Source organism: Peribacillus sp. NPDC055009 (assembly GCF_053608705.1).
The window spans coordinates 62,764-89,017 of record NZ_JBSGVZ010000019.1 but is presented as its reverse complement, the minus strand read 5'-3'; the positions used below and the strand labels follow the sequence as shown (position 1 = coordinate 89,017).

Below are 26,254 nucleotides of genomic sequence, written 5' to 3'. Positions count from 1 at the left end.
ATAAAAAACAGCTGCCATTGCAGCTATTTTTTATTACTATGGATTTAAAATAAACTTCAAAATCACAAAGTCCTTCACGAAATAGGAAGCAGAATGGTGAAGGTCGTTCCCTTTTCGAGTTCACTTTTCACGGATATGGTCCCTTCATGCATCTCTATAATTCTTTTCACGATGGATAGGCCTAGACCGCTGCCGCTTTTTGAGCGGTCCCTTGCCAGGTCGGCTTTATAGAATCGCTCGAATATATGGAACTGGTCCGTTTCGGAAATGCCGATTCCATTGTCGGATATCGTTATGGATGCCAGGCTATCAATCTGTTGTAATCGAATCGTGATCTTTCCGCGATGGCGGGTGAATTTGATACTATTGTGTATTAAATTTGTCCATACTTGGCTCATTAAATCCTGGTCTGCAACTATTGGTACTTTTTCTAAGGATATATCCAATTCGAGTTCTTTTTCCAACCAAGCGGGTTCACAAGCCAAAATAATGGTTCGTATTTGCTGATCCACCCTGAAATTTGTCCTTTCAAAAGGATGATGCTCGGATTCAAGGGATGTAAGCTTTAGAAGGTTATCACTTAATTTAGATAATCTCCTGCTCTCTGTCTCTATTATATGAAGATAATGATTTCGTTCTTCGGGTGTCAGCTTATTAAATTGAAGAGCTTGGGCAAATCCTACAATGGAGGTAAGGGGCGACTGTATTTCGTGTGAGACGTTAGAGATGAATTCCTGCCGCATTTCTTCCATTTGCTTCAATTGCTTGGCCATGTGATTGAAGTGGTTAATGATATCCGTCATTTCGTTTTTCTTTTCCATTTTAAAATCCAATTGTACATTATAATCGCCATTTGCTATTTTCCTTAAGGCATCTATGATCTCGAGGTAAATATTTACCCGTTTATTGTGATGGATAGCGCGGATAAGATAACCGATGGATATCATGATTGCGATGCTTGTCATGATAGTGGCCAGAAACCGAACATAATCGGTTAACCTTAAGGGCAATAGTTCAATGATATAATATCCGGCGGAAAAGCAAATTGAAATAAACGTAACAAAAAACAGCGTGCCAAACATTTGTTTGAAAAATCGATTGCTTCTCATCTTGTTATCTCCAAGCGGTAGCCCAATCCCCAAATCGTTTTAATCCGGAAGGGGAATTCCGATTCTGGAAACCGTTCTCGCACTCTTTTAATATGAACATCGACAGTTCGTTCATCACCTTCATAATCATAGCCCCAAATGTCTTCGATAAGATCTTCCCTGGAAAAAGTTTTTCCAGGATAGCTTGCTAATTTAAACAACAATTCGAATTCTTTTAAGGGAATCGTATATTCCAGTTCTTTGAATGAAATTTCATGTGTGTTGCGATTCATCTTTAATTCGCCGATATTTAATGTTTGTGAAATAGTGATTTTATAGCGTTTTAGTAATGCCTTTATTCTCAGAACCAATTCGATCGGTTCAAATGGCTTTACAAGATAATCATCTGCCCCAAGCCCGAAACCTTTTACTTTCTGTGTTGTTTCCCCTTTTGCAGTCAGCATTAAAATGGGGATATCACTAAATTCCCGTAACTCCTTGCATAATTGCCATCCATCCATGTTAGGCATCATAATGTCGATGACTGCCAAATCGATTTTCGCTTTCTCCATTACTTTCAATGCTTGCAGTCCGTCTGAGGCCTCATATAGATCGAAGCCTTCTTTTCTTAACAACAGGTTTATAAGTTCGCGAATATGTGCATCATCATCGACTATCAATATTTTTGTCATCCTTCTTCTTTCCTTTCGGTGAATTAGGCCAGTTCAAGTTTGTTTAACTGCTGTTCAGCGAATTCGCGATATAATGAGTGCGTTTTATATAGCTCCTTATGTGTTCCGCTGCCCGTTATTTTCCCTTTTTCCAGAAAGATGATTTGATCTGAACCAACAACGGTCGATAGGCGGTGAGCAATGACTATTGTTGTTCGGCCTTTCATTAAATCATTCAATGCCTGTTGAACCACTTTTTCTGATTTGCTGTCCAGGCTGGAAGTAGCTTCATCAAGCATTAATATTTTGGGGTTTCTTAAAAATGCACGAGCGATCGCGATTCTTTGTCTTTGACCGCCTGATAATTTCATGCCCCTTTCACCAACCTCTGTATCATATCCGTTCGGCAGATCAGAAATGAACTGATCTGCATACGCCATTTTAGCCACTTGATTTAATTCTTCATCCGTTATATCCCGCTCGATACCATAACAAATATTATCTCGAATTGTACCTGATACAATCGGGCTTTCTTGTGAAACATATCCAATCTGGCTTCTCCATGAAAGGAGTGTGAAATCATTTATGTTTTCCCCGCCTATGGATATGGACCCTTGCTGTGGTTTGTAGAAACGCTCGAATAATGAAAAAAGGGTCGTTTTTCCGCTGCCGCTTGGGCCGACAATTGCAGTGACCTTTCCGGCTTCAACGTTAAAGCTTATATCTTTAAGTACCTGTTCTCCATTATTATAACTATAGTTCAGGTTCTCCACGCTGATTGATTGACCTATATTTTGAACTGGCTTCATTGCATCTTCTTCCTCCACTGAATCCAGAATGGAAATGATGCGCTCTGTTGCACCCGTTGCTTTTTGGAATTGTGTAAAGAAACTGGCTAATTGAGCCATTGGCATGATTATTTGGAAAAGATACATGATGAATGCAACTAGAGCTCCAGCTGTCAGAGCTCCTGAAGAAACGCGCATTCCCCCATAACCTAAAATCAGCACGAGTAATGCCATCATGACAAAACTCATTAGCGGCGCAATCAACGCTTGGATTTTTGCCTCTTTTAATCCGAATTGAAATAATTTATGGATGCCCTTTTTTCCATTTTGATATTCCAAAGCTTCTGCATTCGAAGCTTTAACAAGGCGTATTTCCGTTAGCACCTGCTGAAGGACTGCGGTGAAGCTTGCTGTCTCGTCCTGCATTCCTTTTGAAATTTTATGCATTTTTTTCCCTAATGGCATTAATATCAAAACAGAGAGCGGAATTGCAGTGAACATCAATAATGTCATTTTCCAATCCAGAACGAATAACACGATCATGGAGCCTACGATGGAAATGATTCCAGTAACGAAATTTGAGAGGTGTTCAGAGATTAATCCCTTCACTACTGTTGTATCATTTGTCATTCGGCTGACTGTTTCTCCCGATGGATGTTCATCAAAATAACTCACGGGTAATACGAGTAATTTTTTCCATAGTTGATCGCGGATACCGGCCACTACAGATTGACCGATCCGATTTAATAAATAGATGGAAAATCCACTGGCCAATGCTTGAACGATGATGGCAAGCACGAGAAGTGTGATCCGTTCAGTGCTTAGTGAACTGATTGAAAAATCATTAATTAGATTTTTTGTGAATAGAGGGACCATTAAACCTACACCTGTTGTACCTAGGCTTAATGCTAATGCTAGCCCTATCATTAGTTTAGAAGGCTTCGTTTGTTGAACCAACCGAATGAACTGGCGCCATCCTTTTTGATTTTTTGCTTCTGACATATGTAAATACATCCTTTCTTGGTTTTCATTACAGAGAAGTATATAAAAAAGTTGTGAATTGAATATGAACTACTCTTAGTTATTCCACGAAAATTCTGGTGAACCTTTTCTTTCTATTTTTCTTCAATACTACCGTCACTGTTCTCTGAATGAAAAAGTTTTAAAAATATGAAATGTTAAAGCTGATCAGTAGTGTGTGGCTTTTTCTTCTTAAGATACTATAAAAAAATTGGCCTGAAATATTCAGGGGACTAAGAAGGTAAAGGTATATGAAATTCATGGTTAATGGCAAGGCATATCAGTTATAATGGATCACCAGTAGCAATTTGGAAAATCGGAATGGAATGGAGTACAATTATAGAAATGGGAATATGTAAAAGGGAGTAAGATACAGATGAATCGGATTACCATATTGATAGCTGATGTTGAGGTGGAAATTGCTGACCTGGTCGCTTTGCATTTGGAGAAAGAGGGATATAACTATATCAAGGTATCGGATGGGAAAGAGGCCATTCGTGTTATTAGCGATCAGAAGATAGATTTGGCCATCTTGGATATCATGATGCCGGAGTTGAATGGCTATGAAGTTACCCGTCAAATTAGAGAGAAATATCAAATGCCTATCATTTTTCTTAGTGCAAAAAGTTCCGATCTGGATAAAATCTCCGGATTGGTGATGGGGGCGGACGATTATATGACCAAGCCTTTCAACCCAATGGAATTGGTCGCACGAGTGAATGCGCAATTGCGACGGGCAATGCAGTTGAATAAAGCCTCAAACGAAAACGAATCTATATTGGAAGTCGGCGGTTTGACCATTTATCCGGATCAGCGCAAAGTGATACTATATGATGAAGTCATCGAACTAACTCCGAAGGAATTCGATATTTTGGTTCTCTTAGCCGGTCATTCCCAAAAAGTATATAGTGCGGAAAGTATTTTTCAGAATGTATGGGGCGAAGCGTATTATGAAATGGGCAATAATACTGTCATGGTTCATATTCGTACGCTAAGGAAAAAGCTTGGCGAGGATAAAAATAAAAACAAGTTCATTACGACAGTTTGGGGAGTGGGATATAAATTCAATGGCTGACATGTTACGAAGCTTCCGGGCTAAAATGATTGTATTGCTTGCATTGAGTATGTTGATAGCCGGAACCATTACCTTCCTGATATATAAAAGCCTTCAACTTTATTATCATACGAATGTAAAGGTCGAAGATCCATTGTTCCGTTTGCGTTTGATCATGAATATATATGGAGATCTAAACTTCTTTTTAATCATTTTTATCCCACTTTCGATACTATTCTTCTTTTTTCTTACTAAACCTTATGCGACATACTTTAATAAGATTTCCAATGGAATCAATGATCTCGCAAATGGTGACTTTAAAAGCAGAGTCGACATCTTATCAAAAGATGAGTTCCAGGATATAGCGGAAGATATTAACCGGGCTAGTGAGAAATTACAAGAAGCCGTAGAAAGAGGCGATTTTGCAGAAAGCAGTAAGGATCAATTGGTTCTGAACTTGGCCCATGATTTACGTACACCTCTAACTTCCGTTTTGGGATATTTGGACTTTATCCTTCGAGAAGAAGATTTACCTGCAGAACGAATCAGGCATTTTACGAAGATTGCTTATACGAAATCCCAACGTTTAGAGAAACTTATTGATGAACTTTTTGAAATAACCAGAATGAACTATGGCATGCTTCCATTAGAGAAAAAATCCCTCAACTTAAGTGAATTGCTCATTCAATTAAGTGAAGAACTATATCCACTCTTCGAAAAAAACCACTTGAGTGCAAGATTGACTCTTCCATCGCATTTAGATATTTCAGGTGATGGCGACCTATTGGCACGTGTATTCGAAAACTTATTGACCAATGCCGTACGTTATGGAAACGATGGACAGTTCGTGGATATCCTTGGTTTCACTGATAAAGGGGAGGTTGTGGTGCAAGTTATCAACTATGGAACTTGTATACCTGAGGAAGAACTACCTTATGTTTTTGATATGTTCTATACAAATGATAAGGCGCGGTCCCATAAAGATGGAAGCACAGGTCTCGGTTTATTCATCGCAAAAAATATTGTCGAACAGCATAATGGAACGATATCCGTTAAAAGCGATTCTATACAGACTCTATTTGAAGTGCGATTACCGCAGTGATTTAAGAAAAATTTTATTATTACCCCACTCTTTTTTTAAACTATTTTTCCTAACCTATAGAAAGAAGGTAAGGAGGACTGTTCATGAAGAAGTGGGTTTTTTTGTTTGTTTTATTTTTGCTGTTTGCACGTGAAGTAAACGAATATAAATCTGACGGTGATTTTCAAATTATTGATGAAAGACATGGTCTAAGGGTTCCGAAGGAAAGTGTAACGTTAGAAATAGCTAAGGATCAGGTTTACCAAGGGAATTTGTTATTGGTCAATAAGGAACATCCTGTACAACGGGGAGGGATCAAATCTGATGTGGTTAATCTATTTCAACACAAAGAACTAATAGATGGATATGGTCTGTTGGACAAAAGGATTCGCCTGTCACAGGGTGTGGCAGAGAAATTCTTGAAAATGGTTCGTGCAGCTGAAAAAGATAATGTCCGTCATTTCATGATTAGCAGCGGGTATCGGAATGAAGAGGAGCAAAGTCAGCTCTATCAAGAAAAGGGGTCTGCATTTGCTTTACCAGCTGGTTATAGTGAGCACAACTTAGGGCTATCACTTGATATAGGTTCCACCTTATCAGGTATGAATGAAGCCCCGGAAGGAAGGTGGCTGCAAAAGAATGCTTCGAAATACGGTTTTATTTTACGTTATCCGGAAAATAAAAAGGCTATTACAGGAATTGAATATGAGCCATGGCATTTCCGCTATGTCGGTCTTCCCCATAGTAGAATCATGCAGAAAAAGAATTTTACTTTGGAAGAATACCTTACTTATATAAAAGCGAAAAAGAAAATTGGGGGAACCATAATGGGTGTGGAATATGAAGTCACTTATTATCCTGTATCCTCAAAAAAGACGGTTAAGGTACAGGCCAACGCGTATGAAGTATCTGGAGATAATATGGGTGGAGTCATCGTGACTGCTTTTTCTTCTGTGCATCCACGTGATGGGCAAGAGAAATGAAGAAAATAATAATACAGGATATCATTATTCCAGCTTTGTTTGCTAGTTATATATTTTTGCTAATCAAAGTCATTTTATTTAAGTTTGGCCATATTGATATAACTTTTCTTCTGGAACAGCTTCAAAGTAATCTAAAAAACCCAGCAAATATGAAGGATAGATTATTATTGTTCGGTAATTTAATGCCGCTTAATGAAATAGTGACTGCTGTCCAAAATAGTACATATCACAATATATTCAATTTGCTAGGAAACATCGCATTATTCATTCCTTTTGGTATATTTCTACCCCTCGTTATTGGAAAGGGATATATAAATCTAAAGAGGGCATGCTGTATTTCCATTATAGTAAGTCTTTGTTTCGAAGTCGCTCAGGCTGTCTTTAATATCGGCATCTTTGATGTGGATGATCTTCTATTAAATACGTTTGGCGGAATGCTAGGGTATGCCCTATTCAAGTTAAACATCAAATCGAAAAACCATCAAGTATTATTGTAGATGTACAAGAATGAAGGAGTTCCTTTAACATGAGCATAGGAAAAAAGAGAGCCCGGGGCTAGATCCGGGCTTTTCCCTTGTCCTCAAATAATTTTCAACTTATGTCGAATAGGTAAAAAGATATAGTGATATTTTGATTTTTAATAATAAATACCTATATAAGCTAAAAACTTACCGGTTTTAACCGATTAAATATGGAGATACAAAAAACAGTATAAGTTAGGTGGAAAAAATGATTATTTTGAATGAGTCCATTGTGTCGCCAATTCTTCTAAAGGTGTTAGAGGAAAAGCAGATTCCAGTGCTGGAACAAGGGCAATGGGGAGACACATTAACATCAGAAAAGCTAAACATTCAAAAGGATACAGAATTTTTCAAGTCCATGGAAATGGACAAAAGAATTCTTACAAACTCTGAAAATGGCATAACATTATTAGGGCATTATCAACCGAATAGCAATGAATACATTTGGTCAAAGTTATTGAAGGATAAGAGTCAGGTACGAAATTTGACGAAATCTTTATATCCTGATTTCTATTTCCAAGATATTGATTTATCCATTATAAGTGACCTGGATAAAAATCAAATACCGTTTCCGGTAGTTATCAAACCCAATATTGGCTATTCAAGTGTAGGGGTGCACAAAGTCAAGAATGAGCAGGATTGGGATATAGCCGTGAACCAGCTTAAAGCGGATTTACTTCATTCGGATGGATTATATGATTCAGAGGTGATCGGTTCCCAGACCGTTTTAATAGAAGAGTGGATTCAGGGTGAAGAGTATGCGATTGATGGTTATTACAATCAAGATGGTGAACCGGTCATTTTGAATGTCTTTAAGCGACTATTCAGGGATGATTACGATACTTCCGATCGAATTTATTATACTTCGAAGTTGGCCATTAATGAAATCTATCATGATGCACTGAAGTTCATGAGGAATATCCAAACGGTCCTTCCACTAAGGAATTACCCGGTACACTTTGAAATTCGCAAAAAAGGAAATCGGGTGATACCCATCGAAATCAATCCCTTGCGTTTTGCCGGGGCGGGTACAACGGATCTAGGTTACCATGCCTATGGAATGAATATGTATGAACACTATTTTTCTGGAACGAAACCGGATTGGAATCGGATATTGGAAGAGATGGACGATCATATATATAGCTTTTTCTTTGCAGAGGTTCCACTGGAAATAAATCTGGAAGATGTTGCGCGTATTGATCATGAAGGACTTCGTCATGAATTCGAACATGTTTTGGAATATAGGCAGCTTCCTTTCCCAAATGACCGGAGCATGGCCATCATCTTTTATAGAAGTGAGGATTTGAATAAAAATCTCCGATTGCTTCATTTGGATTTAATACCATATTTGACTATAAAACACCTGGTTTTCAACTAAGGGGGACATGGAAATGAGATTTTCAAAGCTGAATCCTAAAAAATCTCTATTGGCAAAACTATTCTTGTTTTATATTATTCCTTTCGTACTTTTCGCAGGGGCCATGGGCCTTTGCTTTTCCTATATTACTAATAAAATGATCAATGAGAATGTCCTTCCGCAATTCGATGATCGTCTTTCTGAAAATGCCCACAGTTTGGCAGCAAGCCTCAATCCCACTTTGATAAACAAGGCTTCGGTACGGGGAGAAGAGATTAAGCGTGAGTTGGATGCCTTTGTTAAAGATAAAAAGGGAATCGAATATGTTTATGTTTTGAAGCGGGAGAACGATGCCGACATGATCGTAGCCCTGAACGGCAGCGAGGACTACATGGTGGAATCCCCCTTCACGCCGGAACAGGCAAAATCGATAGATGGAAAAAAAGATGTATTAAGTGAAATATATAAAGATAAGTGGGGTACACACAAGTCATACTTTACGCCAATCGATGGAACGGATGCGATTGTCGGAATCGATATGGATGCAAAATTCATTGATGAATTGAAAAGTACAATGATATTCTATAATATCTTATTTCTGGCAAGTGCCATTATATTAGGTGTGTTATGCGCCGTTGTCATCAGGAAAAAGATTTCGGGACCCGTCAATGAACTTGTTGGTTACACGAATGAAATGGCAAAAGGGGACTTAAGTAAATCGATTCCCGTTGTCAGACGGGATGAGATTGGCGATCTGTCAAGTGGATTTGAAGATATGAGATTAAGTTTGGCGCATATTATCCAGAATGTCCGTGAACATGCCCAAACGATGAATCAAACGACAGTGTCCATTCAGCAATCCTTTGAAGAGATGGTGGAATCCTATGGCCAGATAGTGACGGGGACAACGGAAGAAGCAAAAGCTTCGGAAGAACGTGCCCATCATATTGACCGAATTTCCAATATGATCAGTGACTTATCGGATACAATTCGTTTTATGAACGAGCAAACGAATGAAATGAATGAATTTACGATGCATACGAATACACTTGCTGAACAAGGAAGTAAGCAAGTGCAAGATGTAACGGGCCAGATGGATAAAATCATGGAAAACGGCCAAGCGAATAAAGCCAATTTGGTGAGCCTGGAAGAGGATGTAGTGAAGATAAATGAAGTGATTGGTCTAATTAGGGTGATTGCTTCTCAAACGAACCTGCTATCCCTGAATGCTTCCATTGAAGCGGCACGGGCTGGGGATGCGGGCAGAGGGTTTGCCGTAGTCGCTCAAGAGGTGCAAAAATTGGCTGTGCAAACAGATGAATCCATCGATATCATTTCAGAATCCATTATGCGGATTAATGAACAAACAGCCAAAGTCATCCAAAATAATGATGAGAGTTTTCAGGATATATTAAATGGTGTTTCCTTAGTGGAAAACAATGGCGAGATTTTCAATAAGATATTTGAATCCGTAGAGAAATTGGTGAAAGGCACGGAACAATTAGCCGCCCATTCGAAAAAAATCAATGAGTCTTCGGATGAAAGCCTGGCATCCATTCAGGAAATTGCAGCAATTTCAGAAGAAGGAGTCGCAACGACGGAGCAAATCTCGGCAGCTGCCATTCAACAAAGTACCATAATGACTGGATTGAAGGAGCAAAATCAAGATTTAGCAAATGAATCGGCGATTTTAGAAGAAATGGTAGAAAAGTTCATTACCGAAAAATAAATATTTGATGTAATCATCTACAAAAACCTTTCGTTATAACGAGAGGTTTTTGTTTGGATGAATGCATGTAAGAGTTCATGTGTAATAGATAGAGTCACTTTCGTTACTGCTTATTTTTTCATCGAATTGAGAGAGTATTAAAAATTGCTGGAAAAAAGTTTAACCAAACCATTTGCAATCGCTACCATTTAATGTTATGCTTAGTCTTAATTATTTTTGTTCGGTACTAAGGATACTAAAAGTACTACTTTTCGTTTTCGATGATGACTTAGAGCAAGGATAGTAATACATTGTGCTTAGATGCACTAGGAGGCAACAACAATGGAACAAGGTAAAGTAAAATGGTTTAACGCAGAAAAAGGTTTTGGATTCATCGAACGCGAAAACGGAGACGACGTATTCGTACATTTCTCAGCTATCCAAAGCGAAGGTTTCAAATCTTTAGACGAAGGTCAAGAAGTTACTTTTGAAGTAGAACAAGGTCAACGCGGACCTCAAGCTTCTAACGTTCAAAAAGCATAATTTCAAAAACAAAAAAGACGGATCCTTGTTATAGGGTCTGTCTTTTTTTGTTTTGTGAAAATACATAACAAAAAACCCTGCTCAACGATGAGCAGGGTAAATGGTACAAGTAAAGTAAAACGCTTAAAAAGGTTTGACTAAGTATATCATAGTTTTTCTAAAAAATACTAAATTAAATATATTATACTTATCAAGGTACCGATAGGTAATTACTGAAATCATTGGATTGAAGGGGGTAAAGGAATTTATTCCGCTTCTTTTTTTTGCCTGAATATAGGAAAGGGGACATCTCAGCAAAATTCCAGGGGAGCCACTCCGATGTGAAACAAAAAAACGATGGCCCACATATAAAGACATAAGGGCACTTTCATTAACTTTGGGAAGGAGAAAAGATTCTTATACATTCAAACATAGATTTGAATATTCAGGGAATTGTGTTATATTATAATCAAACGAATATTTGAATGAGAGGTGTGAGAAGATGACGGAACTGAAAGATATATGTGATGTTCACCTGCATGATGAAGTGAAGGTTAACCGCATTCAAGTAGAAATGGGCCAGGTGGATATATCCAGCATGTCGAAGCTGTTTAAAGTTATAGGCGATGAAAATAGGGCGAAGATAGCTTATGCACTCTGCACGGACGAGGAATTGTGTGTGTGCGATCTGGCCAATATCATTGGTGCTTCGATGGCAACAACGTCACATCATCTTCGGACCCTTTATAAACACGCAATCGTAAAATACCGAAAAGAAGGAAAGCTGGCTTTTTATTCTTTAGATGATCACCATATAAAGCAATTGATTCTGATTGCGTTAGAACATCAGCAGGAGGTAAGGGTCGATGGCTGAGTCCCCAATGAAAACATATCGTATCCAGGGTCTATCCTGCACGAATTGTGCGGCTAAATTTGAGAACAATGTCCGTGAACTAGAGGGAGTGAATGATGCCAAAATCAACTTTGGGGCGTCGAAGATTTCGGTACAGGGCAGCGCAACCATTGAAGAGATTGAAAAGGCGGGAGCCTTTGATAACCTGAAGATCCGCGGTGAACAGGAACTGGTAACGCAAAAGGAACCATTTTGGAAGCAAAAAGAAAATATTAAAGTGGTGTTTTCGGTTATCCTATTGCTGGCCAGCTGGATATTGGATAATCGATATGCTGATGGAAGCATCATGCCGGTAATCGGTTATGCAGCTGCGATCATAGTTGGAGGATATTCATTATTTTTCAATGGATTGAAAAACCTTGTAAGGCTTCGCTTTGATATGCACACCCTTATGACGGTTGCCATCATCGGAGCGGCCGTGCTTGGTGAATGGGGCGAGGGAGCTACCGTCGTCATTCTATTTGCGATAAGTGAGGCATTGGAAAAATATTCGATGGATAAAGCACGTAATTCCATCGAATCATTAATGAACATCGCACCTAAAGAAGCCTTGATCCTTAGAGGGCATCACGAAATGATGGTTGGGGTTGATGAGATTGAAGTGGGCGACATCATGATCGTTAAACCGGGTCAAAAGCTTGCAATGGATGGCCGGATCATGAAAGGGGCCTCGACACTTAATCAAGCAGCCATTACTGGGGAATCCGAGCCGGTTTTTAAAACGGTTGAGGGTGAAGTGTTTGCCGGAACCTTAAATGGTGAAGGGCTGCTCGAAGTGGAGGTCACGAAGCGAGTCGAGGATACGACGATTGCAAAAATCATCCATCTTGTTGAAGAAGCACAGGCCGAAAAAGCCCCATCCCAAGCCTTCGTGGATAAATTCGCAAAATTCTATACGCCGGCCATCATGCTCATTGCCTTGGCCATTGCCGTATTACCCCCGATTGTGATGAACGGGGATTGGAGTGAATGGATTTACCGGGGATTGGCTGTACTGGTTGTCGGCTGTCCTTGTGCTTTGGTCATTTCCACTCCCATCGCCATCGTGACAGCTATCGGAAATGCTGCGAAACATGGTGTGCTGATTAAAGGCGGGGTCCATTTGGAGGAAGCAGGAGCCTTAAAGGCGATCGCGTTTGACAAAACGGGTACTTTAACAAAGGGCGTACCTGAAGTGACTGATTTCAAGTTGTTATCTGATGTGTTGAATGAACAGGATGTGCTGGCTATCGCTGCTGCTTTAGAAAGCAGATCACAGCACCCCCTTGCCACGGCCATTCTTCAAAAGGCGGAAAACCACGATGTGGACTATCATTCTTTATTGGTAGAGGATTTTACTGCTATCACCGGTAAAGGCATAAAGGGGAAAATCAATCAAGAAATCTATTACATTGGTAAGCCCCATCTTTTTGAAGAAGAGCCAGGTATAGTGTTCTCTGAGGATGTGCTTAAATTAATCAGCGGCTTTCAAAATACAGGGAAAACGGTGATGGTGCTTGGTGATCAAGTAAAGCTGCTGGCACTGATCGCAGTGTCAGATGAAATAAGGGAAAGCAGTAAGGAAGCGATTCGGAAACTGCATGAATTGGGCATTGAAAAAACGATCATGCTGACTGGCGATAATATCGGAACAGCTAAAGCAATTGGAGCGGCAGCCGGCGTTCATGAGATTGAGGCGGAGCTATTGCCGCAGGATAAATTGAACATGATCAAACGATGGAAACAAAAATATGATCGAGTGGCCATGGTAGGCGATGGTGTCAATGATGCTCCGGCCTTGGCAGCTTCCACGGTAGGAATTGCAATGGGCGGGGCGGGCACGGATACGGCCCTTGAAACTGCCGATATCGCCTTAATGGGTGATGACTTATCGAAGCTGCCTTATACAATCCGCTTAAGCCGCAAAACATTAAAAATCATAAAGCAGAACATCACGTTTTCATTGGTGATTAAAATCCTGGCCTTATTATTGATAGCGCCGGGCTGGTTAACACTTTGGATGGCGATTTTTGCCGACATGGGTGCGACGTTATTAGTGACCTTGAACAGTCTTAGGTTGTTGAGAATAAAAGAATAGAATAATAAAAGCTCCCTGGCGCATCTTAAGGTGCACCAGGGAGCTTTTATTTATGAACTTTCCAATTGTTTCATGTGAAACTTTGAAAAAAGCAGTCGGTCCTCTTATTTTTTTGTTGAAAGTAAAAGGAGGTTCAATGAAGAATATTGCTTTGGCAGCAATCGTTATGCAGGCGATGTCTGGTATGCTACAATGTGGCTGACTTTTAGGCAGCATGATAGGTTTGTTTAAGTATAATATAGGGAGTAAGGTATGTACGGAAAGGATTTGAAATGATGGAAATACAGCAAAGGGCTATCTTGGTTGGAGTTAATCTCAACGGTTCAAGGGATTTTGAGTATTCGATGGAGGAATTGGCCAATTTAACGGAAGCATGTGAGGTAGAGGTTGCAGGGACCATCACACAAAATTTGCATCGGGTGAACTCATCACATTTTATCGGTACCGGGAAAATCGAGGAAGTAAAAAATCTCGTTGAGTATAAAGAAGCTAATGTCGTCATTTTTAATGATCAGCTCTCCCCTTCGCAACTTCGCAATCTGGAGAGGGACATGGATTGCAAGGTGATTGACCGGACAATCTTGATTCTGGACATCTTCGCGCATCGGGCGAAAACGAAGGAAGCACAGCTTCAGGTAGAAGTGGCGAAGCTGCAGTATATGCTCCCGCGTCTTGTAGGTTTGAGGGAGTCATTAGGGCGTCAGAGTGGCGGGGTCGGTACAAACAAGGGTGCAGGTGAAAAGCAGTTGGAGCTTGACCGCAGGAGAATCGAGGAAAATATAAGTGTATTGAATAAGGAACTGGAAGACCTTGTTGCACACCGGCAAACGCAGAGGAAACAGCGGAAAAAGAATGCCATCCCTGTCGTATCCTTGGTCGGCTATACCAATGCAGGTAAATCTTCGATCATGAATGCTTTGATCGAAATGTTCCATCCAACAGCAGAGAAGCAGGTGTTTGAGAAGGATATGCTGTTCGCTACGCTTGAAACATCCGTCCGAAACATTCCGCTGCCGGATAATAAGGAATTTTTATTGACTGATACGGTGGGATTTGTGTCTAAATTGCCCCATCATCTCGTAAAAGCATTCCGATCAACACTAGAAGAAGTGGTGGAAGCGGATCTGTTGATCCATGTTGTCGACTTTTCCAATCCAAACCATGAGCAGCAAATAGAGATAACGGATAAGACTTTAAATGAGATAGGCATTAAAGGGATTCCGACGATTTTTGCCTATAACAAAGCGGACCTTACCGATTTGGAAATCCCTAAGGTGAATCGTGACTCTGTATATATGTCAGCAAAAAACAAAGTCGGCATCGAGGAATTGATCGATCAAATTCGCCAGCGTATTTTTGTCGACTATACTCACTGTGAAATGCTGATTCCATATGATCAAGGGCAGCTGGTTTCCTATTTCAATGAAAATGGTCACATAACGGAAACTGAATATGAGGCAAATGGATATCGAATAAAGCTTGAGTGCAAGAAAACGGATTATGAGAAATATAAACGATACGTTATTCATCCGGAATGAGCCTGCCTGTTGATAAATTGTTAACGGTTTGTTGATAAGTGGAAAAGTTGATTTCCGTATGTGGATAACTTTTGTTAAAATGCTTCTGTTCCGCAAAAACAAAGAGAATATCACCATATAATATGTGAATAAGTTGTGGATAAAAGTGAAAAGACCCAGGAAACCTTGAATTGAGTTTCTGGGCTTTTTTTTATGTGGACAAATTGTTGATAAGTAGGTTTTGGAACAAATCATCCAAATAATATCAGGAAGTATGATGAAACGTAAGTTTGAATGTAGAAAAATGACGATGTTTATCATTTATTGTTAGGAAATATAACATGAATATTACATATTGCATATCTAGCATCTGGAAATACTTTACACTTTGTATAATGTAACTTGCTTTTCAACATTATAAAATAAAGAATACTCAATTCTCTGATTTATCATCAGGTTTTGATTTTTTAAGATTAGTAGGGGGGGCTTTTTGTGTTAGAAGGAAGCAGGGATAGAGGAGTGACCAGTGAGAGAATGATAGAAAATAATAAACAAAACGAGAGAATTTTGGCTGGGAAATCGCCATGACTTGTTAGTTGAATAAATTGACGGAAACCATGTTGGCAATCATTTCAATCGTTTAAATATGAGGACAGTAGAGAGAAATGCATGCAATTCCTCCCTTTTTATTTTTCAAAAATAAATGTTTGGAAGGAGAAATAGTGGATGAGTATGACGAGCCCGTTAAAAGGTGGTCTAGAGATTAACTTTCAGGAAGCGGAGAGGGGTTTATCCCCAAGGGAAGCTTTGGAAGAATCGAATCGATGTTTATACTGCTATGATGCCCCATGTATCCAAGCCTGTCCGACGGGAATAGATATTCCAGGTTTTATTAAGAAGATAGCTTCAGGTAATTTTAAAGGGTCGGCCAAGACGATCATGACTGCCAATCCTGTCGGTGCCAGCTGTGCTCGGGTATGTCCGACTGAAGAGTTATGTGAGGGAGCATGTGTCCTGAACCACTCTACAAAGCCAATCATGATTGGCAATCTCCAGCGTTATTCCACAGATTGGGCCATCCAAAATAAACAAGCCCTATTCAAGGCCGGGAAGAAGAATGGCAAAAAAGTTGCCATTGTAGGAAGCGGTCCCGCGGGTTTGTCTGCAGCAAGGGAGTTAGCCTTGCTTGGCTACAGTGTAACCATTTTCGAAGCTGAAAAGAATCCAGGCGGATTAAATACTTACGGGATTGTATCGTTCCGTTTGCCTCAGAGCATTTCTTATTGGGAAGTTGAACAAGTAAAGAGTTTGGATGTTGATATTAAAACGAATACACGGGTCGGAGTGGATGTTTCCGCAAATCAGCTGACTGCCGACTATGATGCGGTCATTTTAGCTATCGGCATGTCCGATGTCCCTAAGCTTGGAATTGAAGGGGAGGATTTGGCAGAAGTTTATGATGCAATCGATTTCGTAAAAGCAACGAAAACAGGAGCAATCACTAATAAATTCATTGGGAAGAAGATGGCGGTGATTGGAGCTGGAAACACGGCGATCGATGCCGCAACCTGTTCTGTACGCCTGGGCGCCGAACAGGTGAGCATTATTTATCGTCGTACCCAAAAGGAAATGACAGCCTATGATTTTGAATATGAGTTTGCCAAACAAGAAGGTGTCGGGTTTCACTGGCTGACTGCACCCTCCAGGATCCTCTCGGATGAAAGAGGTCAGGTTACGGGCATCGAGTGCGTGAAGATGGTGCTTAGCGAGGCAGGGGAAGATGGGCGGCGCCGTCCAGTCCAAATTCCCGGGTCGGAGTTCGTCATACCGGTCGATGGGGTAATTCGTGCTATAGGCCAATCCAGATATATAGGATTGATTGAACAGTTCGGCATTGAACATGATGATGGTGTCGTTACATTGGATGGTGATTCCTATAAGACATCGCATGAAAAGATCTTTGCGTGCGGTGACGTGATCTTCGGAAAAGGCCAAGGTGAGGCAATGGTTGTTTCAGCTGCCCAGCAAGGGAAAAAGACAGCCTATGAAATTGACTCGATTTTGAATTGCGAAGCGGTGGATATTGCTTAATAACTATGAAAAATAGGAGGCTTATCATGGCTGATTTATCAATTGATCTTGCAGGTATTAAATCTCCCAATCCTTTTTGGCTTGCTTCAGCACCACCTACTAATTCAGGTTATCAAGTCCAGCGCGCATTTGAAGCTGGCTGGGGAGGAGCCGTTTGGAAGACATTGGGTGATCCCATCCTGAATGTCTCATCACGTTTTGCAGCGGTCAGCTTTAATGGACAGAGAGTTGCCGGGTTCAACAATATAGAATTGATTACGGATCGTCCGCTTGAAGTGAATCTTAAAGAAATATATGAAACGAAGAAAAGGTTCCCTGATCATGCAATCATTGCATCGGTGATGGTGGAGCCGCAACAGGAAAAGTGGCATGAAATCATCAAGCGCATAGAAGATGTAGGGGTCGATGGTTACGAGTTGAACTTTGGCTGCCCGCACGGTATGGCAGAGCGTGGGATGGGAGCTGCTTCGGGACAGGTTCCTGAACTTGTGGAAAAGCAAACATACTGGGCCAAGGAAGCTGCATCCAAACCCGTCATCGTCAAGCTTACACCGAATATAACCGACATTACGGTTACGGCTGAAGCGGCGGTGCGCGGCGGTGCGGATGCAATAAGCATGATCAATACGATCAACAGCTTGGCAGGAGTGGATATCCATTCATGGAATACGATTCCCCATGTTGGCGGCAAGGGGGCTCACGGAGGGTATTGTGGTCCCGCTGTGAAGCCGATCGCTTTGAATATGGTGGCAGAGTGTGCAAGGAATAATAAGATCAATGTTCCCATTTCTGGAATAGGCGGCATTTCAAATTGGCAGGATACGGTGGAATTTTTATTGATGGGTTCGACTGGCGTGCAAATTTGTACGGCTGCCATGCATCACGGTTTTAGAATAGTAGAAGACTTGATTGATGGACTTTCCAATTACCTTGATGAAAAAGGGATATCCTCCGTGATGGATATTGTCGGTAAGTCCGTACCGCGCTATTCCGACTGGGGGAATTTAGATCTTAATTATAAGGTCGTTGCGCGCATTAATAATGATGTGTGCATTAACTGCAATAAATGCCATATTGCATGTGAAGATACTTCTCATCAATGTATAGATATGTTCAAGGACACGTCAGGCAGCTCCTTTTTGAGAGTGCGCGAAGAAGATTGCGTAGGCTGTAATCTATGCTCGATCGTCTGTCCGGCCGATGGGGCGATCGATATGATCGAATTGACAAATGAATTACCGCCAATGACGTGGAATGAACGCCAATCGTTCCTTGGGGGCATAAGCAGTGAAAGTGTTGATTTCGTAAAATGATGGAGGGTTCTAATATGAAGAAGATCATTAAAAATGGAACGATTGCAACGGCTGCAGATACGTATCAAGCCGATATATTGATTGAAAATGAGAAGATTGCAATGATTGGCAAGGACCTCCCGGCTGAGGGGGCTGAAATCATTGATGCAAAAGGCGCTTATATTTTTCCGGGGGGCATTGATCCGCATACACATCTCGATATGCCGTTTGGCGGGACAACGACAAAGGATGATTATGAAACGGGGACGATTGCCGCTGCATATGGAGGCACGACAACGATCATCGACTTTTGTTTGACCGAAAAAGGGGTGCCGTTAAAGAAAGCGATAGAAACATGGCATGAAAAGGCCACTGGAAAAGCGGCCATAGATTACGGTTTCCATTTAATGATCAGTGAGATTAACGATGATGTATTGGCTGAGCTGCCGAGCATCATCGATAATGAAGGGATTTCTTCCTTTAAAGTGTTCATGGCTTACAAGAATGTTTTTCAGGCTGATGATGCCACGCTATACCGCACTCTGTTGCAAGCAAAGGAACTTGGGGCACTTGTCATGGTTCATGCTGAAAATGGCGATGTCATCGATTATCTTACGAAGCAGGCGCTGGCTGAAGGTAACACCGATCCAATTTACCATGCATTAACAAGGCCTCCAGAGCTTGAAGGGGAAGCAACTGGACGGGCTGCCAAACTTACGGAAATGGCAAATGGCCAGCTCTATGTCGTTCATGTCACCTGTGAAGATGCGGTTGAAAAGATTACTGAGGCAAGAAATAAAGGGGTGGATATTTGGGGGGAGACTTGTCCGCAATATCTGGTTCTTGACCAATCTTATCTTGAAAAGCCCCATTTCGAGGGGTCTAAATATGTATGGTCCCCGCCGTTAAGGGAGAAGAAAAACCAGGAAGTGCTATGGAATGCTTTGAAAACGGGCCAGCTGCAAACGATCGGCTCCGATCAATGCTCTTTTGATTTTAAGGGACAGAAGGAACTTGGACGTGAAGATTTCACGAAAATACCGAACGGCGGGCCAACGATTGAGGATCGCATGAGTATCCTCTTTTCTGAAGGGGTCATGAAAGAGCGTATTACCTTGAATCAATTCGTCGACATGACATCCACGCGTGCCGCCAAGCTATTTGGATTATTCCCGAAGAAAGGTACGATAGCGGTAGGTTCGGATGCTGATATTGTCATTTTTGACCCGAAAGTTGAAAGAGCCATTTCTGCAGAAACCCATCACATGGCTGTAGATTATAATGCTTTTGAAGGTATGGGAATTACAGGTGAACCGGTGTCCGTTTTATCGAGAGGTCAATTCGTCATTAAAGACAAACAATTTGTAGGCGAAGCTGGAAAAGGGCAATTCCTGAAACGGGCAAAATATAATGCGGCGCTGAAGCCGGATACAGGGAAAAAGCTTACAGTCTAACTTTGGTAAGGAATCTTGCAAATTAAATTAGGGGGATTTTCTATGAGTGAGAAGAAAGATTATTTAAAGTCTCCCGATTTGCTGCCTATACCTCATAGTGAGAAAAACATAAGTGCAGCCGGATTTGGTTTCATTTGGGTGGGCATGGCTGTAGTATTGGCTGCCTTCGCAATCGGTGGGAACGGTGTCCAAAGTTTATCCTTAGGCTGGGTCGTTCTTGCAACGGTCATTGCCTGTGTGGTTCTCGGCTTTTTGATGACAATGACAGGGGATATAGGTGTTGAACATGGAATATCATTCCCTGTTTATATGAGGGCGCCGTTCGGTACGATTGGCACCCACATCCCTTCGGTTGTACGCGGTTTTGTAGCGTCATGCTGGTTCGGCTTAAATACTTACTTTGGAGCCACTGCAATGAACGCTATCTTCACAACCCTTTTTGATTTTGATAATTGGTTTATCTGCTTCCTCATTTTTGCCGTTTTACAATTAGTCAACACGGCAATGGGAATAAAGTCGATAGAACGATTCGCCGACTTGGCGGCGCCCGTCATCATTTTAATTTCCGGCTGGATGTATTTCACCCTATCCGATCAGGCTGTAGCCCAAGGAAGAGATGTATGGTCCTGGATTGAAAGTCCGGTCACTGGCGGGGCCGCCGCAACGGCTTTCATGGTCGTCATTATGGCAAATATGGGATTTTGGGGCACGTTGACTGCAGATATGCCAACGCTTTCCCGCTATATTAAGGCACCAAAAAATGAAAAAAATTGGTTCAAGCGCAATAAGGGGCAAATAATTGGGAATATTATCACCTATCCCATCACTCAGACGTTCATGGTGATTATCGGGGCGGTTTCTTATATGGCTGTTTCCAATTATGATCCTGTAGTTGCCATACAGGGATCAGCAAGTGGAATTGCCCTCGGCGTCCTTTTGATCATGATCGTATTTGCTCAATGGTCGACGAATACTACGGCCAATGTCATTCCCGCAGCTACCATTTTCTCCAATGTCATGGGTCCTAAAATGCCATTTTGGGCGGGAGTCGTTGTAGCGGGGGTGATTGGGATAGTAGTTCAGCCATGGAGCCTGTTCGGCATCATAATAGAAGTTTTATTAATAATAGGCGGAATCCTGGCATCCATTGTCGGCATCCTGGTAGCGGATTACTATTTCCTTCGTAAACGGAGAGTGAATGTACAAGAACTCTATGAAAGTGAAGGCCAGTATAAATACTTGAATGGAGTGAATTGGGCAGGAATCATTTCTTGGGTGATTGGAGGAATCGGTGCAACGATTTTTTCAAATTATTCGTTTATTATTGGCTTTCTTCTCGGCGGTGCAAGTTATTTTATATTAGCTAAGTATTGGTGGTTCAAGCGATATGAACAAGCTGAAATCATTGATCCGAGCGATGAGAAATATTTAGGCATTTCCGTCGGCAGGGATTGGATAATTGGGAAAGGTCCAGAACTTGAGGAAGAGATGGCTTTTACGACCGGCAAGGAGAACGTTTGAAAAAGGGGGAATGGAAATGTCCGAATATCAAGACTATCGCTTAGAAAGGGAACAAATCGATTTTTTACTTGAAAGAGGATATCGAATCACCCGGGTTTCCGAAAGTTTAAGTGGAGCCTTTCTCGATTTTGAACTGATTGAAGGAACGAAGCAGGAATGGAAGCAATTGAACATCAAAACCCCGGAAGGAAGGAAATACTTCTCTACATTGCTTTTCAAAAAAAAATTGAATTGAAATCGTCATGTACCGGGCCTATTCCTTACGAATGGGCCCTTTTTGTTCGAGTTTTTTGTAGAATTTTGACGTTAGATTTTCTGACAAGTGTCTGGAGATTTAAGGGTTGTCCGTTTATAATAGATTTTAAAGCAGTTTTATAAAAGGATGTGGCTGGATGAATACATCGATTACAATCGAGGAAATTCTAACACGCAAGCATTTTGATCTGACGGATATAATTGCAGGTAGAAGTGGGATAAAGCGTCAAGTGAAGTGGGTCCACTGCATGGAAGTCACACAAATCAGCCATTTGTTAAATGGAAACGAACTGATACTGACTACCGGTTTAGGGTGGAAAGACTGCGATGACACATTTCTATCCTACTTAAGACAGTTAATTGAATGCGATGCAGCTGGACTCTGTATAGAGATTGGCGCCAACACCATGGCAGTGCCGCAATGTGCCATCGATCTCGCAAATGAACGGCAATTCCCTATCATCCTATTTCATGAAGAAGTCCCTTTCGTAGAAATCACGCAGGATATACATTCCCTTATCATCAATAAACAATATCAGATGATCTCCAACTTAGAAAGCTACTCCCAGCAGTTAAATAAAAATCTCCTCGAAATTGACCATTATGAACCAATTCTAAAATTTCTCCACAGCTATTTAAATGTACAGGTTATTCTTATCTTTAATGAAAATGATATAGCCAGCTTTCCAAAAATAAAGAAAAAAACAACCTATCAAATGGTGGCGGACATATACGAAGAGAAGCGGAACATGGATAAAACCGTTCTTGGACAGCCGATTCGAGTGCTTGGTGAAAATTATGCTGAATTGCTCATATGCAGCAACGGCAGAGAGTTGACTGATTTTGATTCACTGATTTTGGATCGAACGGCTACCGCATTGGCACAGCATCTATTAAGGGAGTTATATATTGAAGAAAAGAAAATGTCGGAAGAAAGTATATGGCTTACAAATTGGATTGAAGGTGAATATAGTGACGAAGCAATCCGGGAGAGGCTTTCCTATATTGATCCGAAAATGCATTTGGATGGCGGAATTGTTTGCATTTGCAAACAACACCCAAAGTATAATAAAAACTCCGCAAAATTAGATGGAACCTATTTTAAGATAATGTTTAGAACTGTTTTTGAACAGTACGGCTTTCAGATATTTTCCATGGAAATACATCAGCATCTTGTTTTTATTTTAGGTGATAATCGTTCATCTGAAGATTGGAAATCAAGGGTTACAAGCGCGGTGGATCGAATCATGAAAATGGATGTAAGCGGGCGTAATCGTATGGGTCTGCTTTCCATTGGGTTTGGTAAGCATGTTCAAAGGTTAAGTGAGATTTATAAAAGTTATGAAACGGCCCGTGAAACTTTGCTGCTTCAGGATACGTTACCAGAGGATAACAGGAGCATCTTTTATCAGGACTTACATATGCATCGCATGATATCGCTCATAAATAAGCATGGTAATCTGGAGGAAACAGTGTACGAATATTTAGGTCCTGTCATTGAATATGACAAGCAAAACAATGGTGAGTTAATGCCTACCTTAAAGACCTACCTTGCCTGTAACGGTTCTAAACAGGAAACGTCGAAACAACTATTCATTGTCCGGCAAACGCTATATCATAGACTTGAAAAATTGGAGAAACTGCTAGGTTCTGATTTTATGCGTTCAGATAAGCGTCTGGGCCTTGAATTCATGATTTTTGCATTGGACTTCTTACAATACAGCAGCAGGAAGATCAGAGGGAAATATGTAGACAAATATATTGGAAGATAAGTAAGACTAAAGGGTGTCCCAAGGACATCCTTTTTTGAATGCAAGGAAAGGGAGGCAGAAAACAAGGTAAATGCTGACATCAAAATGGCTTATATAGCATCTTGATGTCAGCATCTTATATTAATATTCATCTTTTTTGGAAAGGCAGCGGTCACATTCCAAGAGGTAGGATTCAGCTTGTTCAATGATATGGGTCCCGCATTCCGTACATTGTTTAGGCGGCAGTGTCCTGAAGAATTCCAATGGGTTTTTAGTTTGCATGATGATTCCTCCTTATGATTTGGTTTAATCAGTCTTCGTGTTTGGAAAGGCAGTGGTCACACTCCATCAAGTAAGATTCAGCTTGTTCAGTGATATGGGTTCCGCATTCCGTACATTGTTTAGGCGACAGTGTCCTGAAGAATTCCAATGGGTTTTTGGTTTGCATGATGATTCCTCCTTTTTGATATGGTTTAATCAGTCTTCACGTTTGGAAAGGCAGTGGTCACATTCCATTAAGTAGGATTCAGCTTGTTCAGTGATATGGGTTCCGCATTCCGTACATTGTTTAGGCGGCAGTGTCCTGAAGAATTCCAGTGGATTTATAGTTTGCATGATGGTTCCTCCTTTTTGATTTGGTTTAATCAGTCTTCGCGTCTGGAAAGGCAGCGGTCACATTCCATTAAGTAGGATTCAGCATGCTCGATAATATGGTCACCGCACTCGGGGCAATGTTTAGCAGGGATATTGTTAAAAAACTCAATGGATTTTTTCATTTGCATGATGATTTCCTCCTTTTAATGTTAGATATATTTTCCGATCGCCTTATTCTTCACGTTTGGAAAGGCAGCGATCGCATTCCATCAGATAGGAATCTGAGTGGTCCACATGTGTTTCACCACATTCCGGGCAATGTTTAAATGAATCGATTATGAGTAAATCTGATTGATTTGCTTGCATGTCTCGCTCCCCTTCTTTATAGTACAGTTTTTGTTGTTTGCTTGTTGTTATAATACAGTATATACCCGAATTTGGAAAATGTATAGGTATTTTACAGAAAATTTGAAATTTTTTTCGCTGATTGTCTAAAAACCCTATAGGTAAGGGAATTATCATCTGTTTATTTTTGAATTTACCTTCATGGCAAGTAGGAAATGGAAGAAATGACGCTTTTTATAAAACGAAAAAACAAAGAGGGAACGAAACGGACAGACAATTTCTAATGTGTTGTGATAGGCATTAATGTAACAGATGAGAAACAGGAAAATCAGTGATCAATGAATGCCTGTTTCACAGTCGATATAACATATAAGAGCTTGTTCTAAAATTTCAGCAAAATTCAAGCAGCAGCGATTATGTGTAAGTTCCTGTCTGTGTGGTTTTAATACAACAGTAAAGAGGTAACTTGCTAGTAGAGGTACAAAAATGGGAGGTAGCATATGTCGAAAGCGATGATTATCGTCAATCCATCTTCAGGTAAGGAAAAAGCAGGAAAGATTTTGCCGAAAGCGGAAAAGGCACTTGGTGAAATTTTTGATGAGGTATGCGTTCGTAAAACGGAAGGAGAGGGGGATGCTACGGGTTTTGCTAAGGAGGCCTGTGCAGAAATGTTCGATGCTGTCATTTCCATGGGTGGGGATGGAACGGTGAACGAAATAGTGAATGGTTTGGGCGAGCAGCAGCATCGGCCTACTTTCGGAATCATTCCACTAGGAACCATCAATGATTTTGCTAGATCTTTGGGAATACCATTGAATCCCAATGCTGCCATCGAGATTTTGAAGGATATGAATATTAAGGAATCGGACATAGGGAAGATCAATGACCGTTACTTCATGAATGTGTTGGCAGTTGGGGCAATCGCAGAGGCCACCTATAATGTTACCGTTGAACAAAAAACCCGTCTTGGTTCTTTTGCATATTTCATTGAAGGAGCAAAAGCGATCATTAAAAAGACTCCGTTTCCTTTAACGGTTGAACATGATCAGGGAAAGTGGATGGGCGAGGCTCATTTACTAATTGCAACAATGACTAACTCTGTCGGCGGTTTCGAACAACTTGCACCAGAGGCGGAAGTGAATGATGGAAAGCTGCACACATTCATCATTAAGGATTTATCTCTTCCTCTCATCGTCAAGATCATTCCCAGTTTGATTAGGGGGGAGATCATGGGGAATGACGAAGTTGAATATATTAAAACATCCAAGCTCCATTTAACTACTTCAGATGATCTTGCAGTCAATATCGATGGAGATGAAGGCATTCTTCTTCCTTTCCAGGCAAATGTACTGCACAAACATCTCCGTCTCTTTGTCCCGGGAACTAAATAGCTTGTTATGTGGGTTCATTGTCTTACTGGGAAAAGCTGATCATGGGTTAGCCAATCAGCTTTTTTTTCTATGCGGTTACCCAAGGTTTATTGATGGAGTGGTTTGCGGTGTTCATCGTGCACAACGTAAGCTCCTTCGCTTTTATAAAACGTATCATTATTCAGGGGGATTCCAGGTTAGAATAGTTAATGCATGAATGACTGGGTATAAATATGTTACGCTTATAGTTATGATTATAGATGAGAGAGGAAGTTTGATGT

At 40.8% G+C, this 26,254-nt stretch carries 26 protein-coding genes; 18 read left to right on the top strand and 8 right to left on the bottom strand.

The annotated features are described in order from the left end of the window. Positions 1-74: 74 nt before the first annotated feature. The 3 genes from ACWF5P_RS22300 to ACWF5P_RS22290 are packed head-to-tail and all read right to left on the bottom strand — an operon-like array spanning position 75 to position 3,561. Positions 75-1,109: a sensor histidine kinase gene (locus ACWF5P_RS22300; RefSeq protein ID WP_452445306.1), complete on the bottom strand. Its 1,035-nt coding sequence runs from the start codon at positions 1,107-1,109 to the stop codon at positions 75-77. Beyond that, positions 1,106-1,780, bottom strand: coding sequence for a response regulator (locus ACWF5P_RS22295; protein WP_434168260.1), 675 nt, complete (start codon positions 1,778-1,780; stop codon positions 1,106-1,108). Before ACWF5P_RS22295 ends, ACWF5P_RS22300 begins: the two co-directional genes overlap by 4 nt. 23 nt (positions 1,781-1,803) lie before the next feature. Beyond that, positions 1,804-3,561, bottom strand: coding sequence for an ABC transporter ATP-binding protein (locus ACWF5P_RS22290; protein WP_452445305.1), 1,758 nt, complete (start codon positions 3,559-3,561; stop codon positions 1,804-1,806). A 382-nt stretch (positions 3,562-3,943) separates the two neighbouring features. Here ACWF5P_RS22290 and ACWF5P_RS22285 point away from each other — a divergent pair, with 382 nt between their 5' ends. From ACWF5P_RS22285 to ACWF5P_RS22205, 17 genes are all read left to right on the top strand, one after another. After that, on the top strand, positions 3,944-4,642 hold the full coding sequence (locus ACWF5P_RS22285; RefSeq protein WP_452445304.1) for a response regulator transcription factor: 699 nt from the start codon (positions 3,944-3,946) through the stop codon (positions 4,640-4,642). After that, a complete protein-coding gene (locus ACWF5P_RS22280) occupies positions 4,635-5,723 on the top strand; it encodes a HAMP domain-containing sensor histidine kinase (protein WP_230178727.1) in 1,089 nt (362 codons plus the stop codon). Before ACWF5P_RS22285 ends, ACWF5P_RS22280 begins: the two co-directional genes overlap by 8 nt. Positions 5,724-5,806: 83 nt before the next feature. Then, positions 5,807-6,685, top strand: a complete 879-nt coding sequence (locus ACWF5P_RS22275) for a M15 family metallopeptidase (protein ID WP_452445303.1) — start codon at positions 5,807-5,809, stop codon at positions 6,683-6,685. Beyond that, positions 6,682-7,182, top strand: coding sequence for a VanZ family protein (locus tag ACWF5P_RS22270; RefSeq protein WP_230178723.1), 501 nt, complete (start codon positions 6,682-6,684; stop codon positions 7,180-7,182). Before ACWF5P_RS22275 ends, ACWF5P_RS22270 begins: the two co-directional genes overlap by 4 nt. Before the next feature lie 232 nt (positions 7,183-7,414). After that, on the top strand, positions 7,415-8,584 hold the full coding sequence (locus ACWF5P_RS22265; RefSeq protein ID WP_452445302.1) for an ATP-grasp domain-containing protein: 1,170 nt from the start codon (positions 7,415-7,417) through the stop codon (positions 8,582-8,584). A gap of 13 nt (positions 8,585-8,597) precedes the next feature. Next, a complete protein-coding gene (locus ACWF5P_RS22260) occupies positions 8,598-10,292 on the top strand; it encodes a methyl-accepting chemotaxis protein (RefSeq protein WP_452445301.1) in 1,695 nt (564 codons plus the stop codon). Positions 10,293-10,613: 321 nt separating this feature from the next. Further along, positions 10,614-10,814 carry a cold-shock protein gene (locus ACWF5P_RS22255; protein ID WP_034304915.1) on the top strand — a complete coding sequence of 67 codons (201 nt, stop codon included), beginning with the start codon at positions 10,614-10,616 and terminating at the stop codon, positions 10,812-10,814. 481 nt (positions 10,815-11,295) lie between these two features. Next, positions 11,296-11,667 (top strand): ArsR/SmtB family transcription factor, encoded by a 372-nt coding sequence (locus ACWF5P_RS22250; protein WP_101225672.1) that lies wholly within the window; start codon positions 11,296-11,298, stop codon positions 11,665-11,667. After that, positions 11,660-13,783 carry a heavy metal translocating P-type ATPase gene (locus ACWF5P_RS22245; RefSeq protein WP_434168269.1) on the top strand — a complete coding sequence of 708 codons (2,124 nt, stop codon included), beginning with the start codon at positions 11,660-11,662 and terminating at the stop codon, positions 13,781-13,783. Before ACWF5P_RS22250 ends, ACWF5P_RS22245 begins: the two co-directional genes overlap by 8 nt. Before the next feature lie 52 nt (positions 13,784-13,835). Beyond that, positions 13,836-13,985, top strand: coding sequence for a hypothetical protein (locus tag ACWF5P_RS22240; protein ID WP_157831163.1), 150 nt, complete (start codon positions 13,836-13,838; stop codon positions 13,983-13,985). A 70-nt stretch (positions 13,986-14,055) separates the two neighbouring features. Then, complete coding sequence (gene hflX / locus ACWF5P_RS22235) at positions 14,056-15,321, top strand: GTPase HflX (RefSeq protein ID WP_434168270.1); 1,266 nt, start codon at positions 14,056-14,058, stop codon at positions 15,319-15,321. 711 nt (positions 15,322-16,032) lie between these two features. Next, positions 16,033-17,391, top strand: coding sequence for an NAD(P)-dependent oxidoreductase (locus tag ACWF5P_RS22230; RefSeq protein WP_452445308.1), 1,359 nt, complete (start codon positions 16,033-16,035; stop codon positions 17,389-17,391). Between the two features lie 26 nt (positions 17,392-17,417). After that, positions 17,418-18,704 (top strand): NAD-dependent dihydropyrimidine dehydrogenase subunit PreA, encoded by a 1,287-nt coding sequence (gene preA, locus ACWF5P_RS22225; protein WP_427575392.1) that lies wholly within the window; start codon positions 17,418-17,420, stop codon positions 18,702-18,704. Positions 18,705-18,718: 14 nt separating this feature from the next. Beyond that, positions 18,719-20,137: a dihydropyrimidinase gene (gene hydA, locus ACWF5P_RS22220; RefSeq protein WP_101225677.1), complete on the top strand. Its 1,419-nt coding sequence runs from the start codon at positions 18,719-18,721 to the stop codon at positions 20,135-20,137. Positions 20,138-20,179: 42 nt separating this feature from the next. Further along, positions 20,180-21,658, top strand: coding sequence for an NCS1 family transporter (locus ACWF5P_RS22215; protein ID WP_101225678.1), 1,479 nt, complete (start codon positions 20,180-20,182; stop codon positions 21,656-21,658). Positions 21,659-21,674: 16 nt separating this feature from the next. Next, on the top strand, positions 21,675-21,893 hold the full coding sequence (locus ACWF5P_RS22210) for a hypothetical protein (RefSeq protein WP_101225679.1): 219 nt from the start codon (positions 21,675-21,677) through the stop codon (positions 21,891-21,893). 157 nt (positions 21,894-22,050) lie between these two features. Continuing rightward, complete coding sequence (locus ACWF5P_RS22205) at positions 22,051-23,685, top strand: PucR family transcriptional regulator (protein WP_260359292.1); 1,635 nt, start codon at positions 22,051-22,053, stop codon at positions 23,683-23,685. Positions 23,686-23,805: 120 nt separating this feature from the next. Here ACWF5P_RS22205 and yhfH (ACWF5P_RS22200) read toward each other — a convergent pair whose 3' ends face one another. The 5 genes from yhfH (ACWF5P_RS22200) to yhfH (ACWF5P_RS22180) are packed head-to-tail and all read right to left on the bottom strand — an operon-like array spanning position 23,806 to position 24,624. Next, a complete protein-coding gene (gene yhfH, locus ACWF5P_RS22200; protein ID WP_072274044.1) occupies positions 23,806-23,946 on the bottom strand; it encodes a protein YhfH in 141 nt (46 codons plus the stop codon). Between the two features lie 28 nt (positions 23,947-23,974). Next, positions 23,975-24,112, bottom strand: a complete 138-nt coding sequence (gene yhfH, locus ACWF5P_RS22195) for a protein YhfH (protein WP_434168272.1) — start codon at positions 24,110-24,112, stop codon at positions 23,975-23,977. 29 nt (positions 24,113-24,141) lie between these two features. Beyond that, positions 24,142-24,279 (bottom strand): protein YhfH, encoded by a 138-nt coding sequence (gene yhfH / locus ACWF5P_RS22190; protein ID WP_082196596.1) that lies wholly within the window; start codon positions 24,277-24,279, stop codon positions 24,142-24,144. 29 nt (positions 24,280-24,308) lie between these two features. Continuing rightward, complete coding sequence (gene yhfH / locus ACWF5P_RS22185) at positions 24,309-24,446, bottom strand: protein YhfH (RefSeq protein ID WP_082162914.1); 138 nt, start codon at positions 24,444-24,446, stop codon at positions 24,309-24,311. A 43-nt stretch (positions 24,447-24,489) separates the two neighbouring features. Continuing rightward, complete coding sequence (gene yhfH, locus ACWF5P_RS22180; RefSeq protein WP_137017534.1) at positions 24,490-24,624, bottom strand: protein YhfH; 135 nt, start codon at positions 24,622-24,624, stop codon at positions 24,490-24,492. A 479-nt stretch (positions 24,625-25,103) separates the two neighbouring features. Between yhfH (ACWF5P_RS22180) and ACWF5P_RS22175 the strand changes: the two genes are divergently transcribed. Continuing rightward, entirely contained in the window at positions 25,104-25,994 is an 891-nt protein-coding gene (locus ACWF5P_RS22175; RefSeq protein ID WP_434168273.1) for a YegS/Rv2252/BmrU family lipid kinase, read from the top strand. Positions 25,995-26,254: the final 260 nt, after the last annotated feature.